The 14,939-nt window shown below is 48.3% G+C and carries 19 protein-coding genes; 12 read left to right on the forward strand and 7 right to left on the reverse strand.

The window, feature by feature from the left end; translation table 11 throughout:
- Positions 1-20: 20 nt before the first annotated feature.
- Entirely contained in the window at positions 21-455 is a 435-nt protein-coding gene (locus BMX45_RS00210) for a GNAT family N-acetyltransferase (RefSeq protein WP_090907898.1), read from the forward strand.
- Between the two features lie 75 nt (positions 456-530).
- On the opposite strand, the gene BMX45_RS00215 is transcribed toward BMX45_RS00210, so the two are convergent.
- The gene (locus tag BMX45_RS00215) at positions 531-1,034 is read right to left on the reverse strand and encodes a VOC family protein (RefSeq protein ID WP_090907901.1); all 504 of its coding nucleotides are present in this window, start codon (positions 1,032-1,034) and stop codon (positions 531-533) included.
- Between the two features lie 303 nt (positions 1,035-1,337).
- Here BMX45_RS00215 and BMX45_RS00220 point away from each other — a divergent pair, with 303 nt between their 5' ends.
- From BMX45_RS00220 to BMX45_RS00230, 3 genes are all read left to right on the forward strand, one after another.
- Positions 1,338-1,817, forward strand: a complete 480-nt coding sequence (locus BMX45_RS00220; RefSeq protein ID WP_090907903.1) for an NUDIX hydrolase — start codon at positions 1,338-1,340, stop codon at positions 1,815-1,817.
- Between the two features lie 67 nt (positions 1,818-1,884).
- Complete coding sequence (locus BMX45_RS00225; RefSeq protein WP_090907906.1) at positions 1,885-2,400, forward strand: GrpB family protein; 516 nt, start codon at positions 1,885-1,887, stop codon at positions 2,398-2,400.
- 29 nt (positions 2,401-2,429) lie between these two features.
- Positions 2,430-3,314: a class I SAM-dependent methyltransferase gene (locus tag BMX45_RS00230; RefSeq protein ID WP_090907909.1), complete on the forward strand. Its 885-nt coding sequence runs from the start codon at positions 2,430-2,432 to the stop codon at positions 3,312-3,314.
- A 41-nt stretch (positions 3,315-3,355) separates the two neighbouring features.
- Here BMX45_RS00230 and BMX45_RS00235 read toward each other — a convergent pair whose 3' ends face one another.
- From BMX45_RS00235 to BMX45_RS00255, 6 genes are all read right to left on the reverse strand, one after another.
- Positions 3,356-3,964 carry a response regulator transcription factor gene (locus BMX45_RS00235; protein WP_090907911.1) on the reverse strand — a complete coding sequence of 203 codons (609 nt, stop codon included), beginning with the start codon at positions 3,962-3,964 and terminating at the stop codon, positions 3,356-3,358.
- The gene (locus tag BMX45_RS00240) at positions 3,961-5,067 is read right to left on the reverse strand and encodes a sensor histidine kinase (protein WP_090907913.1); all 1,107 of its coding nucleotides are present in this window, start codon (positions 5,065-5,067) and stop codon (positions 3,961-3,963) included. The genes BMX45_RS00235 and BMX45_RS00240 overlap by 4 nt, the downstream gene beginning before the upstream one ends.
- Positions 5,068-5,120: 53 nt before the next feature.
- Positions 5,121-5,441 (reverse strand): ABC transporter permease, encoded by a 321-nt coding sequence (locus BMX45_RS31640; protein WP_254777903.1) that lies wholly within the window; start codon positions 5,439-5,441, stop codon positions 5,121-5,123.
- Positions 5,434-5,805, reverse strand: coding sequence for a hypothetical protein (locus BMX45_RS31645; protein WP_254777904.1), 372 nt, complete (start codon positions 5,803-5,805; stop codon positions 5,434-5,436). The genes BMX45_RS31640 and BMX45_RS31645 overlap by 8 nt, the downstream gene beginning before the upstream one ends.
- Complete coding sequence (locus BMX45_RS00250) at positions 5,802-6,437, reverse strand: ABC transporter (protein WP_254777905.1); 636 nt, start codon at positions 6,435-6,437, stop codon at positions 5,802-5,804. The genes BMX45_RS31645 and BMX45_RS00250 overlap by 4 nt, the downstream gene beginning before the upstream one ends.
- A gap of 100 nt (positions 6,438-6,537) precedes the next feature.
- On the reverse strand, positions 6,538-7,482 hold the full coding sequence (locus tag BMX45_RS00255) for an ABC transporter ATP-binding protein (RefSeq protein ID WP_090907915.1): 945 nt from the start codon (positions 7,480-7,482) through the stop codon (positions 6,538-6,540).
- A gap of 174 nt (positions 7,483-7,656) precedes the next feature.
- Here BMX45_RS00255 and BMX45_RS00260 point away from each other — a divergent pair, with 174 nt between their 5' ends.
- The 8 genes from BMX45_RS00260 (at position 7,657) to BMX45_RS00300 (ending at position 14,929) form a co-directional block, all read left to right on the forward strand.
- On the forward strand, positions 7,657-8,352 hold the full coding sequence (locus tag BMX45_RS00260) for a response regulator transcription factor (RefSeq protein WP_090907917.1): 696 nt from the start codon (positions 7,657-7,659) through the stop codon (positions 8,350-8,352).
- Positions 8,349-9,884: a sensor histidine kinase gene (locus BMX45_RS00265; protein WP_090907920.1), complete on the forward strand. Its 1,536-nt coding sequence runs from the start codon at positions 8,349-8,351 to the stop codon at positions 9,882-9,884. The genes BMX45_RS00260 and BMX45_RS00265 overlap by 4 nt, the downstream gene beginning before the upstream one ends.
- A gap of 172 nt (positions 9,885-10,056) precedes the next feature.
- On the forward strand, positions 10,057-11,262 hold the full coding sequence (locus BMX45_RS00270) for a WD40 repeat domain-containing protein (RefSeq protein WP_090908763.1): 1,206 nt from the start codon (positions 10,057-10,059) through the stop codon (positions 11,260-11,262).
- A 70-nt stretch (positions 11,263-11,332) separates the two neighbouring features.
- Positions 11,333-12,022, forward strand: coding sequence for a hypothetical protein (locus BMX45_RS00275; protein WP_090907922.1), 690 nt, complete (start codon positions 11,333-11,335; stop codon positions 12,020-12,022).
- Between the two features lie 302 nt (positions 12,023-12,324).
- Positions 12,325-12,756 carry a SpoIIAA family protein gene (locus BMX45_RS00280; RefSeq protein ID WP_090907924.1) on the forward strand — a complete coding sequence of 144 codons (432 nt, stop codon included), beginning with the start codon at positions 12,325-12,327 and terminating at the stop codon, positions 12,754-12,756.
- Between the two features lie 771 nt (positions 12,757-13,527).
- The gene (locus BMX45_RS00290; protein WP_090907928.1) at positions 13,528-14,016 is read left to right on the forward strand and encodes a GNAT family N-acetyltransferase; all 489 of its coding nucleotides are present in this window, start codon (positions 13,528-13,530) and stop codon (positions 14,014-14,016) included.
- A 4-nt stretch (positions 14,017-14,020) separates the two neighbouring features.
- Positions 14,021-14,446, forward strand: coding sequence for a GNAT family N-acetyltransferase (locus BMX45_RS00295; RefSeq protein WP_090907929.1), 426 nt, complete (start codon positions 14,021-14,023; stop codon positions 14,444-14,446).
- 39 nt (positions 14,447-14,485) lie between these two features.
- The gene (locus BMX45_RS00300) at positions 14,486-14,929 is read left to right on the forward strand and encodes a GNAT family N-acetyltransferase (protein ID WP_090907930.1); all 444 of its coding nucleotides are present in this window, start codon (positions 14,486-14,488) and stop codon (positions 14,927-14,929) included.
- Positions 14,930-14,939 lie beyond the last annotated feature (10 nt).

Consider the following 14,939-nt stretch of genomic DNA (forward strand, 5'->3'; position numbering starts at 1 on the left):
CAAGAGGGAGATTGAACAACATGATCATCCATGAAGTTACCGATCTGGGTGCAGTAGACCTTTCCGAACTCTTGACTGAAAGCCAGGAAGAAGGATTCAGGAATATCCATCGATTAGTGCATGAATATCATAAGGGTATCAATACCTTTCATCATGAACATGAAGCCTTGTTTGAATGTCGAGTTGGCCATAGAGTCATCGGCATTTGCGGGTTAAATCGGGATCCGTATGCGAACGGAAGCATAGGAAGGATCCGCAGATTATATGTACTAAAGGAATTCCGGAATCAAGGAGTCGGGAGAAGGCTGGTTGAAGCTGTAATTCGTAAGGCGAGCAGCCATTATACAAAACTCGTATTAAAAACAGACAATCCCAAGGCGTCTGCATTTTATAAGAAACTAGGTTTTCGGGAAATTGCAGAGGGTGGATTGGTCACGCATGAACTAGTGCTATGATGTAATCATGGATGCCCCGTCTCAAATGGATAGAACATTCAAACTTAAAAAAGGCTGCCATGAAGGCAGCCTTCCCTATCCCTCATAGGCTTGCTGTAGCGTTTGCATATCGATTTTTGATTTCGTCTGGAGTATGGCCTTCATCACGCGTTCCGATTTAGCCGGATCGGGATCGGTTATCATTTCGTTTAAGTTCGCCGGGACGATCTGCCACGATACGCCGAACTTGTCCTTCAGCCAACCGCATACTTGCGCTTTCTCGTCACCGCCTTCGGCCAGCTTCTCCCAATAGTAGTCGATTTCTTCTTGCGAATCGCAATGCACAATAAACGAAATAGCTTCGTTGAATTTGAAATGCGGACCGCCGTTGAGTGCAACAAAATGTTGTCCCTCTAATTGAAATTCCACCGTCATGATAGCACCCTCGGCGAATGGCGAGTGATCGTTGCGTTCTGCGCCGTATCGCGTAAATCGTTCGATCCGCGAGTTTTTGAAGATCGAAACGTAATGCTGCGCTGCCTCCTCGGCTTGGTGATCAAACCACAAGTTAGGGGATATCTTCTGGACTCTATTCTTCATCATCCCAACTCCTTCGTCACAGATAATAGAATGTAATATCATTGTATCAAATCACTCGGATCATGATTTCTTACCGATTGCGGTCTATCCCTGCCGATCATGGATTTCGGATAACAACGGGTCGATTCGCGTTCAGAGTAAAATAAGCCTTTTCCATTTGGATGAAGATAAAGGTAAAGCTCATACCCGTGGTGAAGAAGTAGAAGAATAGACTTATGAAGCGATCTTTCCAGGATACGCTAACGAATTCTAACGGGACTTGTCATAGTTTGTGGTATATCTTATCTATCGGAGGCTGTTGTCATGATGATGCCAACGCATATTGTTGCCGTAGGCGGCGTGGTTGAGAATGAACATGGAGAAATTCTATTGGTGAAGGATCGTAACGGATGGGTGTTTCCGGGAGGACAGGTGGAGTCCGGAGAGAATCTCATGGATGCGCTGATCAGGGAAATCAAAGAAGAGAGCGGGATCGAGACCCTCGTTTCTCATCTGATCGGCGTCTATTCCAATACTTCAACCTATCCGGGTCACAGCGGAGTTGCTGTGGTTCCAACGAAAGTGATGATGGATTTTGTATGTAAGCCTACGGGTGGCGAGCTAAGGACTTCGGAAGAAACGACGGACTGTCGTTGGATCCATAAGGATGACGTGCTTCAATACATTACGGCCCCGGCCATTCGTACGCGTTTCCAGTCTTATTTGGATTTTAACCGAGCCGTCGTCTATATGGAATATATCACGAAACCGGAGTTTGAAATGAAGCTGAGACGGAATATATAGGCATTCGAGCTGGCCTTTGGGAGTAGAGCTCAACCATATACTATCTGCTATCGAAAGGAAACGACCCATGGAAGAAGTGATTGTTACACCATACAACCCGGACTGGAAGGATGAGTACAACCGGGAAAAAGCGAAAATTGAGTCGGCACTGAAAGGACTCGACGTTCACATGGAACATATCGGGAGCACGTCCGTTTCGGGTTTAGGCTCAAAACCGACCATCGATATGATGGCTGGCGTTCTTAGTTTAGAAGAAGTCGATGAGTATTACATTGAGAATCTGGCTGGGATCGGCTACGAATATGTTGTTAAACCGGAGTTTCCGGAGCGGCTGTTCTTTCGAAGAGGGCAATGGCGGGCAGGAACGCATCATCTACATATTTACAAGTATCAGGGCCAACAGTGGATTGACCAGATTTTATTCAGGGAGTATTTAAAGAAACATCCGGAAATAAAGGATCGATATTATGCTTTGAAAAAAGCACTCGAAAATCAATATAAACACGACCGCGTAGCCTATACGAACGGCAAGGCTGATTTCATTCGTGAAGTGATCCGTAAGGCAAGGCTGGAACAGAGTTAGAATCCTGATGCAGAGAGGACGTAAAGAGAATGTCCGAATATTACTGGGATTCCAAAATCGAATACCTGAGGAATACCAGATGGTTATATTACAATGACGACTACCTGGAGTTTTTGGTTAAGAACGTCTGGAAAATGAATACGCCCATTAACATGGTGGACTACGGTTGTGGTTATGGGTATCTAGGATTAAAGCTTCTCCCGATGTTACCCGATGGGTCAACCTACACAGGTATAGACAAAGGTGAAGATTTGATCAAGGAAGCAAGGGGAATCTTTGACAAGCTGCCATATTCCGTTGAATTGATTCAAGGGGATATCGAAGAAATCCAGGTGCATCGGCAGTACGACATTGCGCTCTGTCACGCGTTTCTATTACATATGAAGAATCCCCAAGATATCCTTCAAAAAATGATCGACAGTGTGCGGAACGGCTGCCGAGTCATTTGTTTTGAGCCCCATTGGATCGCCAATGCGGCGAATTTTGGCTTCGATGATGGAATGTTGCATTCCGAAGTGGTCCGTCTAGGCGTATTACAGAAGCTGTATGAGGTGGACGCCAGCCGCAGCGGCAAAGACGGAAACATCGGCATGAAGCTCCCTATTCTTCTAAGTCAGCTGGGGTTACGGAATGTTGAATGTCGAGTAAGCGATAAAGTGAATTTTTTGGATCGGCATATGGACGATGATAGCAAAGAACGGCTGTATCGATCCCTAAGAGAAGAGGGGATTGGGCAAGAGCCCGATGAACCTTCAATGACAATGGAACAACTGGTACAAAGAGGTTTAACAGCGGAGGAAGCACAAGCCCAATATGCAGCTGAACTCAAGCTGTTCCAGAAGTTTGATAGCGATTCGTGGTTGACTTACGCGCCGAATATGAAGATTTCTTTTGGCACGGTTAGCCGAGAATAAAAGTACGTAAGGAGCCCTGTGATAATGGGCCGGGTAAGGCATCACAACGACTGCCTCCAATAATAGATCGCCAATTGGGTTCTGTCCCGGAGCTCCAGCTTATCCAGAATGATCGAGAGGGTATTGCGGACGGTTCCTTCGCTGATGAACAATTGCTCGGCAATTTCCCGATTCGAGCAGCCTAAGGCAACCAGCTCGAGAATATCGTTTTCCCGCGGGGTAAGGTCGGAACGATTCTCTTTTTCGGGCAGCATCAAGGTTTTCAGCACATTGGCATCCACAACGGAAGTGCCAGAAGCCAAAGCACGCAGCTGTTGTGCCATACTGGAGACCTGCGTCGACTTCAGCATATACCCTTCGGCTCCGGCTAGCAGCGCCAGGCGGATGCTATGCTCATCTTGAAACGTGGTCAGCATCATAATCTGCACTTGGGGCCATTTTTGCTTGATTTGCCTTGCCGCTTGGATTCCGTCCATACCAGGCATCCGAATATCCATGAGGACGATGTCCGGCAGGACCTCTTCACAGCATTGAATGGCTGCTGCGCCGTCATTCGCAGTCGCCGTCACTTCCATATCCGGTTCTCTGGATAGAAGCAGCCGGAGACTCTGACATACCAATGGATCATCATCCACAATGAGAATGTTCATCGAATGCCCTCCTTTTCCATAGGTAATACGTAGACCAATTGAAAGCCGCTGGACGTATTGGTGGAGATGTTACCGCCTGCCGCCTGGGCTCTTTGCCTTAGGTTGCGGAGTCCGGTTCCAGGCAGCGAGGAGGAATCCAAAACGCCGTCATTTTGGACGCTTAACCGCACGATATGTTCATTGACCTCCAACGATACTTCAACGTGTTTGGCTTTGGAATGACGCACCGCATTGGTCAAGGCTTCCTTGAGACAAGCTTTCAGGATGACCCACAGATGGGCAGCTATTCGGGATGTATCTCCATAAATTTGCAGCTGTACAGGCATCGCTTTGAAATTGCGGCAGATCTCCTCCAGGCTCCGAATGCCAATCGCTTGGACAGGCTGCATATTATGGACCGTTTCCCGCAGCTCCAGGGCACTGCTCGACAAACGCATCTGGGCTTGAGCAAACATGTCTTCCGCTTGCGGGTCATTCTCCCTCCATAATGTTTCAAAAGCTTGAAAGGCTAACAACGCGGCGGTTAATTCTTGGCCGACCTCATCGTGCAGCTTCTGGGAGATTCGATGACGCTCTCTCAGCTCTGCAAGCTGAGCCGTCTGCACATTGGCCATGAGCAGCTCACCTTTCAATATTTCCAATTCGTAGCGATCGCGACGCTCCTGATCTGCCTCCAATCGATACTGATGGATTTGCTTGGACCAACAAAAAACGATCCACCCCGCAAATGAAGCTTGAACGAGCATGAGAAGAAGCGGGAGGTCCGGATCGACATAGCCGATGACAAGCGCTGCCAGGATGGGCAGGGAAAACAGCGGTTTACCGGCAAGCATGGTTTCAAAAAGCGGTAGAGCCAATCCGAAGCCTGCCTCCGGCCAGTGTGGAACGATGGACATGCATAGAATCTGGTCGGCCAGTGTTGTCCATGAAGGAAGGGAAAACCGCCATCGGGCTATTGCCAGGATCGCTAAGGCGAAGATTAGGACGAACCCTTCGGTCCCGGCATCTCCCATAAACCACAGAGCTGCCAAAAGCAGCAGGGCAAACATTCTCCAAATCACGACCGCTATGCTTGGGGACCACGAATCGGTATAGCTTCTCATGAAAACCTCCCATGGCATACGTTCTCTTTTCCCCATATATCGTAACATATTTTTCAAGCCAGTTTCCTTCGGCTGCCGATCAGCATAAAAGCGATCGCAAACAACAGCAGGATCCCGAGCGGAGTGAGTTGCTCCGCGAACAAGCCTCCGTTCTTAGCAAGCATGATTCCCTCATGGAACCAATAGGTAGGGGATAACATGGCGATTTTCTGCAGGGATGCGGGCATAGCCTGAATGGGAAATAAGGTTCCTCCGAGCACCGCCATGATCAAGATGATTCCCAGCATAACGGCTGTAGAAGATTCAGGCTGGCGGAACATGGAGCACCAAGCGAGGGAGAAGCTAATCGCGGTGACCGAGAACACGCTAAACATGCTGAAGAGTTGAATCAGACTGCCAAAAACTTCGGCGCAGCAACCAGGCGCTGCACGTGACAACGGCGCTTTGTCCTACGAGCAGCAGAGCGAAAGCAAGCAGATTTTGCGATAAATACTTGAAATGGGTCACAGGTGCAACGCCGATTCGGGTCAGAATTTTATTCTTCCGATCCTCCATGATCATATGAACGAGTTTGGAGGCACAGAATAACAGCAGGATTCCGTAGAAGTGATACCCCAGCGGTAAGCCATACCAACCGCCCACCGGGAGGACAACGACGGCTGCGGGAAGGCCTAACAGCAAGATAAGATTGGGCAGGCTGCGGACGCTCCGGATAAGGGCGAAGTTAAATATCGTCAAGCGAGCTTCCTCCTCCCAAGCCATGCGCCGATCATCATGCATATCACGGTTAAGGCTAACAGCAATAGCAAGCTAAGGTACGCAGTCCCTTGCCCGCCATCTACATGCATCTCCAGGACGGCCATCTTTCCGAGGGATACCGGATTCCCATAGAACGACATGAACTCAAAGAAACGATGATCCGGGAGAGGAAACATTAATCCGGTTAAGATGATGAAGCCGATTCCGAGGACTTCAGATACCCTTTCAGCCAATTTTACGTTATGAATGGACAAAGTCAGCAGCAGATGTACGGACTGGGCGAAGAAGGAATAAATAATAAATACCAGCAAGACCCAGCCGAGCGATCCCCACGCGATCCCGAACACCCAGGTTGTGAATAGCACCAAGACCAATCCTTGCAAAGTGCTGAAGAGCGTGCAGGCAAGAATAAGAGAGCTTGAATACACCGCTACGTTAATAGGGAGCGAATAGATTCTCCATTTCCGGGTTTTAAGTAAATCGGTATCCAAAAAACTCATCAAATACGTGCCGCCAAAAAACTGAACGCCCATAATGGTCGTAACGGCCATCAAGTCCAGCGGAGGAACGCCGTTCATGCCTTCATAGGGTCCAATAACGACACCCAGCACGGTAATGACGACCAGTGGCAGGCCCAGCAGAAGCAGCTGCCCGATGGGTTAGCGTATAAGGCGCAGCAAGGAGAAGTACGTCATTCTGAACACAAGCATGTTAAGTTCCCTCCGTGTCACGTAGTTGCTTACCGGTAAGCGTAAGGAATACGTCTTCAAGCGTAGGTTTCTCCGCATGGATGGATAGGACGCCGCCCGCGCTTTTGGCCAACGACAGGATACGATCCAGATTTCCGGCACCTGCCTGTGATATGATCTGAATGTGCGTTCCATTCAAAACCACGTGCTTGACTCCATCCAGCTGTTGGATGTGATCGATCAGATCCTTCGTCAGCTCCACGACTTCCAGCTTGATTTTCTCTTCATGGTGAATGTTCTTTACCAGCTCATCGATCGTCCCCTGCGCGATGACGTGGCCTTGATCCATAATCACGACTCGGGATGCAAGGGACTGCACTTCCTCCATGTAATGGGTGGTATAGAGAATGGTCGTCCCCCTTTTTTGCAGCTCGCGGACCGATTCCAGGATGTGATTTCTGGATTGGGGGTCGATTCCAACCGTAGGTTCGTCCATGATCAGGAGCCTGGGCCTGTGAATAATAGAGCAGGCGATATTCAGTCTCCGCTTCATTCCCCCGGAAAATTTGGAAGGACGTTTATGAGCTTGATCCGTTAGTCCGACGAACTGAAGCGTTTCCGTGATTTGCCTTCTCAATTCCGTGCCTCTTAACCCATAGATTCCGCCAAAAAAGGCGAGATTCTCTTGCGCGGTTAAATCTTCAAAAACGGTGATATCCTGCGTAACCAGTCCAATTTTTCGTTTGACTTCCAGCATAGGGCCGCCTGGCCGTTCCCCAAACAGCTCGATGCTTCCGGAATCGATGCCAATTAAGCCGGATAACGCGTGGATCAATGTGGTTTTACCTGCACCATTCGGACCAAGAAGGCCGAGTATTTCTCCCTGCCTGATTTCTAAATGGACATGGTCCAGGACAAGCTGATGCCCATAGCGTTTAATGATATGGTTCATGGTAGCGATTGTCATCCGAATCCTCCTTTGCTTGAGTGCTTAGCTTTATTATGGCCACCGGACGAAAGCGTTCATAGTTACAATTGTAATGAAATCGGCAGGGGAGCGCTGTTGAAATATGATGCCGGATACGTTACCATCAGGGAATTAGCAAATGTGTAATCGGCCAGTAAAGGAGTCGTATCTGCGATGACCAAGGTACTTGTTGTGGATGATGAGATCAGTATCTCAAGCGCAGTTGCTTATGCGCTGAGAAGGGAAGGATATACGGTAGAGACGGCAGGGGACGGGCAGGAAGCGCTGGAGCGCGTGGAATCGTTTGATCCTGACGTGATGGTGCTCGATGTCATGATGCCGAAGCTTAGCGGGTACGAGGTTTGTCGCAAGCTCGAGGATCGGCAGCGTCCTGCCATTCTGCTGTTAACGGTGAAGGACGATATTGTGGACAAGGTGCTTGGGCTGGAGCTTGGTGCCGATGATTATATGACAAAGCCCTTTGACATGCGGGAGATCATCGCCAGGGTAAAGGCATTGTCCCGAAGAAGCCGTATTCCTGAGACAGCCGGGAAGCAAGCCCCCGAAACACATGTGATCCGGATAGCCGGACTTACCATTAACCTGTTGAATCGCACCATTCACGCCGAAGGCAAGCCCCTTGAACTGACGCCGAAAGAGTTTGACCTCATGGCTCTCCTGGCCCGGAATCCGGAGCGGGTATATTCGCGAGAGGCTTTGCTTGAACAGGTATGGGACATGGATTTTGCCGGCGGCACGCGTACGGTAGATATTCACGTCCAGCGATTGCGCAAGAAGCTGGGAAACCAGCATGAAGTGATCCAGACCGTGTATGGCATCGGATACAAAAGCACGGAGATTCCATCATGAACAAAGGAAAAGTGCGTTTCGGCTTAAAGTGGAAAGTCGCACTGCTTCTCGCTTTGCTGCTGATCGCCGTTGTGGTTGTTCTAAGCACGTTGGTTCTTGCCGGGATACGGGAGGATCAGCGGGTGCGCCTGGAGCAAACCTTCGCCCAGGAAGCAGAAGCAGCCAATCTCAGGATTCATCAGGAATTACTGACGAATCCTCAAACGCAGCCGGATGATTTTATGGAAAATGTCGGTCAACGGCTGGCCGTCGATCTCGGAACCCAGAGCGGCATGCCGGTGACCCTGTATAAGATTGATGGTACATTCACGGGGACTTCCCTTCCGTTCCAGCCGAAAATGGATGTACAGGACGCGCTTGCTCACACGGCGCAAGGGCGTTCCGCCTATATTACCGAGGGCGACCAGCTGTTATATCTTGCCCCGCTTCGGAATATGGAGCAGCCGATCGGAACGATTCAATTCCACGCCTCCCTGGCCGAGCAGCACGCGTTCTATGACCGGATCCAGAACCTGTTTGTTGTGACGGGTCTTGCGGTGCTGGCCGCCGGCTTCCTGATCGGTTTTCTATACGTCTGGCGGCAGGTGCATGTCATCAGCAGACTGAACCAGGCTGCGCAGAGGATCGGCGAAGGCGACTATCTTCGAGAGCCGACGGTGAAGCGAAACGATGAGCTCGGCGAGCTGGCGCAAGGGATATATGAAATGAGCGGGCGAATTTCCTTGTCGGTGAACCAGCTCACGGAAGAGAAACAGAAGCTGCTGGATGCCATTGATCGGCTGCGGGAGCTGGAGCAGCAGCAGAAGCAGTTTATCGGAAATATCAGCCATGAGTTGAAAACGCCGCTGACCTCCATACTGGCTTATGCGGACCTGCTTGAGATGTATCGCGACGATCCCGCGCTGCTTGAGGAAGCCCGTGGACAGATCAGCCAGGAAGCACAGCGTCTATATCGCCTGGTAGAAAAGGCGCTTCAGTTATCGTCCTTGGATATTTATGAATTCGAAACCCATGCGGAACACGTAAACCTCATGCCGATTCTGCAAGAGGCGGCAGCCCGGTTGGAGGCCAAAGCAGAGCAATCGGGCATAACGCTGCAATCCTCATTATCCGAAGGCAAGGTATGGGCCGATCCGGAGAATTTAATGCATATGATTTTGAATCTGCTGGATAACGCCATTAAATATAACAGGCCCGGTGGGACCGTTACGCTATCGAATGAAGTGGACCGGGATCCACAAGGCCATGATCGTATGGTCATTAAGGTAAGCGATACCGGAATCGGAATTCCGGACGAAGCCCGGGAACGGATCTTTGATCCGTTTTATACGGTAAGCAGCGACCGTTCCCGGGTACATGGCGGTACCGGCTTAGGGTTATCCCTGGTTCGCAATTTGGCGGAGAAGCAGCGCGGTTATGTGGAGGTTGCGGAATCCAGCCCAAACGGTTCTACGTTTGTGGTCACCTTGCCGATGGAACGGCCGCAATCTCAGAAGGTTCATTCGGTGGAAGAAAGCTCAGACTTGGAATAGGTCTGGGCTCTTTTTAAAATGCACATCTTTGTTTACAAGTTCGTTACAAGCTCGATATCGTATCGAGATATTCGCATTCTATACTGAGTTCAACAGGGAAATATGAGGTATGCAAAAGCGAAAACCGCAGCTGCCGAAGCTCCTTGGGGGATATGCAGGGGAGGAACCTGTTATGAGAAACAGACTAGGTAAGCATGGATTCAAGTTGCTGTCTATCGTTGCCGTGGCTGCAGCCCTTGCGGCCTGCCAGTCGCAGGATCGGTTGACGATCGTGGAACCGGGCAGTCAAACCAGCCAGCCGCCTGCTTCCAATGCCGGAGGGAAGACACCGGGAGAGCGCAAGCTCACGGTCGTTGACGGTGCGAGCGGGCAGACCGGTCGGGAAGTGGTCGTGAATCAGACGCACCGGATTGCCTCGTCCAACATCGAGACGTGGATATCGGAGGATAAGGTCAGGGTCACGACAATCAAAATGGTCAAGGAAGCAACCGCAACGGAAGAACCGAAATATGCGTACGCCACCGAAGAGGTGGACGTAAGCACGGGCGAGCGGCGTGAGCTAACGAATCAGAAAGCGTCGCATCCAGGCCAACATCTGGTCAAGGAAGAGGTGTCGCCGGACGGTAAATATAGCTTTGTACAGAAATGGAGGGATAAGTACACGGCAGACAATTTCATGAAGGATCTTAATACCGGCAAGAGCATTCCGGTAAAAGGGGACAACTACATGGAGATTGGCGGTTGGCTCGATGCAGACACATATGTACTTGCCGCAGGCTCCATGAGCGGCAAGGGGGAGATTCGTCTCATTTCCACGGACGGTACTTACACCACCACCGCCATTGAGGATGAGGACGTTGAAGTTTACAACCAATTCGGAGCGAGTAAAGGCCGAATCTATTATACCGATGTGAATCAGGTGCTTAAGGTGGTTGAACCGGGGCAGTCAAAGCCGGTACATCTCATCGAAAATGTATGGAGCTTAACCATCTCGCCGGACGGAGAGTTCATTGCCGTCTCCACAGCAACCAACACGGAAGGGAACTCCGGCAGCAATTTACTGATCTATGATGCAGCCGGCAGCTTGCAAGGATCGCTTATCGGAAAAGGCAATCTGATTTCTTACCCGTCCTGGTCGCCGGATTCTGCCAGATTAGCCTTTGATGTGTACTCGGAGAATGAAAGCGGGATGAACGGCGTGTATGTGTTTGATACGGCTTCCGGGAAAGTAAGCTGGATGGCGCCCTATTATTCAGCGGTGCATCCTGCGGCCCATCCGGTCTACCCGCTGACTTGGAGCCCATCTGGAAAAAGACTGGGAATTACGATTGATGATAAAGAAGCTTTAATTGCGACGCATGTCATTGATTTTCAATAAAGTTATTGCGCTTCATACTATGACTCATCGATTTGGAAGGTTGGTGAGACAAACGAGAGGGATGAATGAAATGAAACAGTTGAAAAAATCAATCGCGGCGGTTGCCGTGCTGGGAATGACCTTATCGGGAGCGGCAGGTGTCTATGCGGGAGCCAACCTGGAGAAAATCTCGGCTTACCTGAATCACAGCATCGGCATCCAAGTGGACGGTACCGTCTATAACACGGGCAAGAAATTGACTCCGATCACGTATCAGTATACAACGTACTTGCCGGTACGGGCGATTGCCGATGTGCTGGAAGTTCCTGTGCGATACGATGCGAAGAATAACCAGGTGTTAATCGGAAGTAATCCTGGAAACGGTCAGACGATCGAGCTGACCAACGTGAAATACAGCGATGCCCAACTAAAAGAGATCAAAAGCGCATTCGCCAAATTTGATGGTTTCCAAACACCGTACGCTCCAAGTCAGATGGTAAAAGGCGATGTGTATCAAAAGACGGGCGCATCGGCAGATGGTGTGAACATGGTCTTCAAACATATGACGGTGTACATCTCTCCAAGAGACTACGCTCATGGATATGACAGCAAACCGGTTACATTGTCCAATGGGGTTAAAGCGAAATGGTATACACCGGATGACACGGATATGCTGGGATTTCAGATCAATGACCGCTTCGTGACGATCAGCTCCCCGGATCATTCCTTAAGCAAAGCGCAGCTGGAGAAGGTTGCAGTAAGCGTTACCCAAATGAAATAAATATAGAGACAAAAGATCATAGAGATATGGTTTAGATGTGAAAAAGGTGAATAGAGGTTCTTACGAGGAAGCTTGCAGGAGGATAGGAATGCCCTGCGGGCTTTTTCGTTATGAGAGGCTAACGAGGGAGTATTTCCTGGGCAATCGATCTGGAAATCGATGGGATTTTGTGAAATGAATGGAGAGTTCCTGAGCTGTAAATGTATGGGTATAGAGGTTGGTAATGTGTATCGAAACTCGTAAATAAAATAGACTCATTTCGTAAATAGTGTTGCTTCAGTGGCAGAGTAGTTTTTGTTTACATTGATTTTATAGCAAGTTTACGCATAATAGATACAAAGGGAGATGATTCCACTTTGATCGATAAGAATATTAGCACTACAGTTGAAGGAGATTTGATTGTTACTCGTCTGATAGGGAAGATAAACACTGATGACGTTATTGAATGGTTTAATGGTTTTGAAAAGTCATGTCAGCAGTTTATTGGTGAGGGTCTGAAATACAAATTATTGGTAGATAGAAAAGGATATACCCCAAACCACTTCTCCGTTCAAAAAGCATGGAAAGATAAGTTCTTCAATGAAACCATTCTGAATCATAGCAAAGCAATTGCGTTTCTTCTTGAAGAAGGGGAGATCATGAATTACTTACAGCAATCCAACACAAAAGAATCCGTTAAATTTTTTGATAATTATGAACAAGCATTCAAGTGGTTAAAGAACTATCCAAGATAAGAACTTTACTGAACCAGTTGCTCTCAACAACTGGTTTTCTTATGCCCGCAGCTTTACTGTTGTTGTGAAATTGACATACTTGCAAGCTTCTAATATCTTGTTTGCAACAATATTAATGAAAAGAGCTAAAAAAAGAAGCAGCATGATCGCTGCTCCTTCCCAAATCTATTAATTACGCTGCAATAATAGGTATCCGCTAATGTTGGATGTTCTTTGGCGGAATACGATTTTGAAACCTACATCATGATCCAGTAAGCAGGCTAAGGCGGTTCTTAACAGTGCATTCGGCGTCAAATCAGCTCGGCAGGGAGAAGCATTGCCAATGACGCGGGCAGCAACGATTCTACGCGCGGAGCCCGTAACAAGAGGGTTTCTTGACCAGCTGATTAAAACTAAATCTGGTTGAGGAACAGCAGTGATACGACCCATTCAAATCACCTCTTATACTATAGTAGAGTCCGTATATTAAATGACAAGTTGATGAGAAATGTGCAAAGCAAAAGGCGGAGTTTTTCAAAATTAGGGTTGCAACCTACACTGACGAAAGGGGATATGTAATGTGAATCCTATGAAAATGAAGGACTTCTCCTATCGTTGTCAGACTATCGCTGGTTATTCGTTTGAAGATGTGGTGGCTTTGGTAGAAGATTACAGTTGATTGGGCTGGATGTATTTTGGAAGAGTTTATCTAAAATCGTTTATATCCGGGCATATCCCAACTCCATATGGTATTATTTGGTTTAGTGTATGCTCGCTTGGGAGGACAATGATATGGACATCAAGTTAATGCCAGTCAATCGAAAGAACTGGGAAGAAGCATTGGCACTGCAGGTTTTGGACCAACAGCAGGGGTTTGTGCCAGCGGTAGCTGTATCTCTAGCCAAGATCTACATCAAACCGGATGGTGAACAAGTAGAATACATTCCTTTTGCGATATATGACGGGAACCGAATGGTCGGATTTATTATGCATGCTTATGAAGTGAATACAGCCGGTGGTTATTGGATTAACGGCTTTTTAATAGATGCAAAAGAACAAAGAAAAGGATATGGCAGAGCAGCTTTACTCCAGATGATCGCATGGATCCAAGGCCAATTTCCGGAATGTAAAGAAATACGCCTGACCGTACATAAGGATAACCAGATAGCGAAAACTTTGTACAGCAATCTAGGTTTTGTGGAAACGGGAATCTGGTTTGGCGATGAGGAAGTTATGAAGCTGAATGTTCAATTAAACCTACAAGTAAAGAGAAGGGGGTGACCCATTGTCGCAAATCAACATCAATCGTAGCAGCCCGGAAGAAGCGCTTGCGGTACGGACGAACCTGATTCAATTTAATGCACGGTTTATCGCAGAAGATTTGCAGCAGAATTACGAGGAAATCAACTTACATATAAAAGATGAGCATGGAGAGATCGCAGGCGGCATCAACAGTGTATTTTGCTGGAATTGGATTGAAGTCGATATTCTGTGGATCGATGATCGATTTCGAGGGCGGGGATATGGCTCAAGATTACTACAAGAGATTGAGACAATCGCAAGAGAAAGGCAATGTACCTTCATCAAGCTCAATACCTTCAGCTTTCAAGCGCCGGCATTCTACCGTAAACATGGATTTCAAGAGATAACTCGCATTGACGATGCTCCAAGGGGGCATCAGCACTATTATTTTGTTAAACATTTGGCATAAACCAGTGTGAACATCAACAACGATTCGAAGGAGCTTGACATGATTAGACTGCAGCCCGTAGATAAGGATAATTGGACCGAATGCATTAAACTGAAAGCAAAACCGGAGCAAGAAGGCTTCATAGCCTCCAATCTGTATTCGATTGCCCAGTATCAATTTCTAGAACATTTTGAAGCGATGGCCATTTATGATGATCAGACGATGGTTGGGTTCGCGTTATATGGCTTGGACGCCGATGACGGCAACTATTGGATTTACCGTTTCATGATCGACGGGAATTTCCAAGGAAAGGGCTACGGGAAAGAGGCTTTGCGATACATCGTTGAAGAAATCCGAAACAAGCATGACCGGACAGATGTCCTTATGCTAAGTTTTGATCCGAAGAACGAGCGGGCCAGACAGCTGTACATCAAAGCGGGTTTTGAGGAAATCGGCGTTATGCCGTGGTCAGGGGGAGAATCCGTAGCGAAGCTGGGGCTATAAGCCCTCAGCC

It is taken from the genome of Paenibacillus sp. cl141a (assembly GCF_900109305.1).
Taxonomy (GTDB): Bacteria; Bacillota; Bacilli; order Paenibacillales; family Paenibacillaceae; genus Paenibacillus_AQ; species Paenibacillus_AQ lautus_A.

What these genes read in the sequence shown, in the direction of transcription:
- BMX45_RS00255 (WP_090907915.1), bottom strand. Translation starts at nt 7,482, where the DNA reads ATGACAATCGCTACCATGAACCATATCATTAAACGCTATGGGCATCAG.
- BMX45_RS00230 (WP_090907909.1), top strand. Translation starts at nt 2,430, where the DNA reads ATGTCCGAATATTACTGGGATTCCAAAATCGAATACCTGAGGAATACC.
- BMX45_RS00210 (WP_090907898.1), top strand. Translation starts at nt 21, where the DNA reads ATGATCATCCATGAAGTTACCGATCTGGGTGCAGTAGACCTTTCCGAA.
- BMX45_RS00235 (WP_090907911.1), bottom strand. Translation starts at nt 3,964, where the DNA reads ATGAACATTCTCATTGTGGATGATGATCCATTGGTATGTCAGAGTCTC.
- BMX45_RS00290 (WP_090907928.1), top strand. Translation starts at nt 13,528, where the DNA reads ATGGACATCAAGTTAATGCCAGTCAATCGAAAGAACTGGGAAGAAGCA.
- BMX45_RS00225 (WP_090907906.1), top strand. Translation starts at nt 1,885, where the DNA reads ATGGAAGAAGTGATTGTTACACCATACAACCCGGACTGGAAGGATGAG.
- BMX45_RS00270 (WP_090908763.1), top strand. Translation starts at nt 10,057, where the DNA reads ATGAGAAACAGACTAGGTAAGCATGGATTCAAGTTGCTGTCTATCGTT.
- BMX45_RS31640 (WP_254777903.1), bottom strand. Translation starts at nt 5,441, where the DNA reads ATGTTTAGCGTGTTCTCGGTCACCGCGATTAGCTTCTCCCTCGCTTGG.
- BMX45_RS00220 (WP_090907903.1), top strand. Translation starts at nt 1,338, where the DNA reads ATGATGATGCCAACGCATATTGTTGCCGTAGGCGGCGTGGTTGAGAAT.
- BMX45_RS00275 (WP_090907922.1), top strand. Translation starts at nt 11,333, where the DNA reads ATGAAACAGTTGAAAAAATCAATCGCGGCGGTTGCCGTGCTGGGAATG.
- BMX45_RS00300 (WP_090907930.1), top strand. Translation starts at nt 14,486, where the DNA reads ATGATTAGACTGCAGCCCGTAGATAAGGATAATTGGACCGAATGCATT.
- BMX45_RS00240 (WP_090907913.1), bottom strand. Translation starts at nt 5,067, where the DNA reads ATGAGAAGCTATACCGATTCGTGGTCCCCAAGCATAGCGGTCGTGATT.
- BMX45_RS00265 (WP_090907920.1), top strand. Translation starts at nt 8,349, where the DNA reads ATGAACAAAGGAAAAGTGCGTTTCGGCTTAAAGTGGAAAGTCGCACTG.
- BMX45_RS00215 (WP_090907901.1), bottom strand. Translation starts at nt 1,034, where the DNA reads ATGAAGAATAGAGTCCAGAAGATATCCCCTAACTTGTGGTTTGATCAC.
- BMX45_RS00260 (WP_090907917.1), top strand. Translation starts at nt 7,657, where the DNA reads ATGACCAAGGTACTTGTTGTGGATGATGAGATCAGTATCTCAAGCGCA.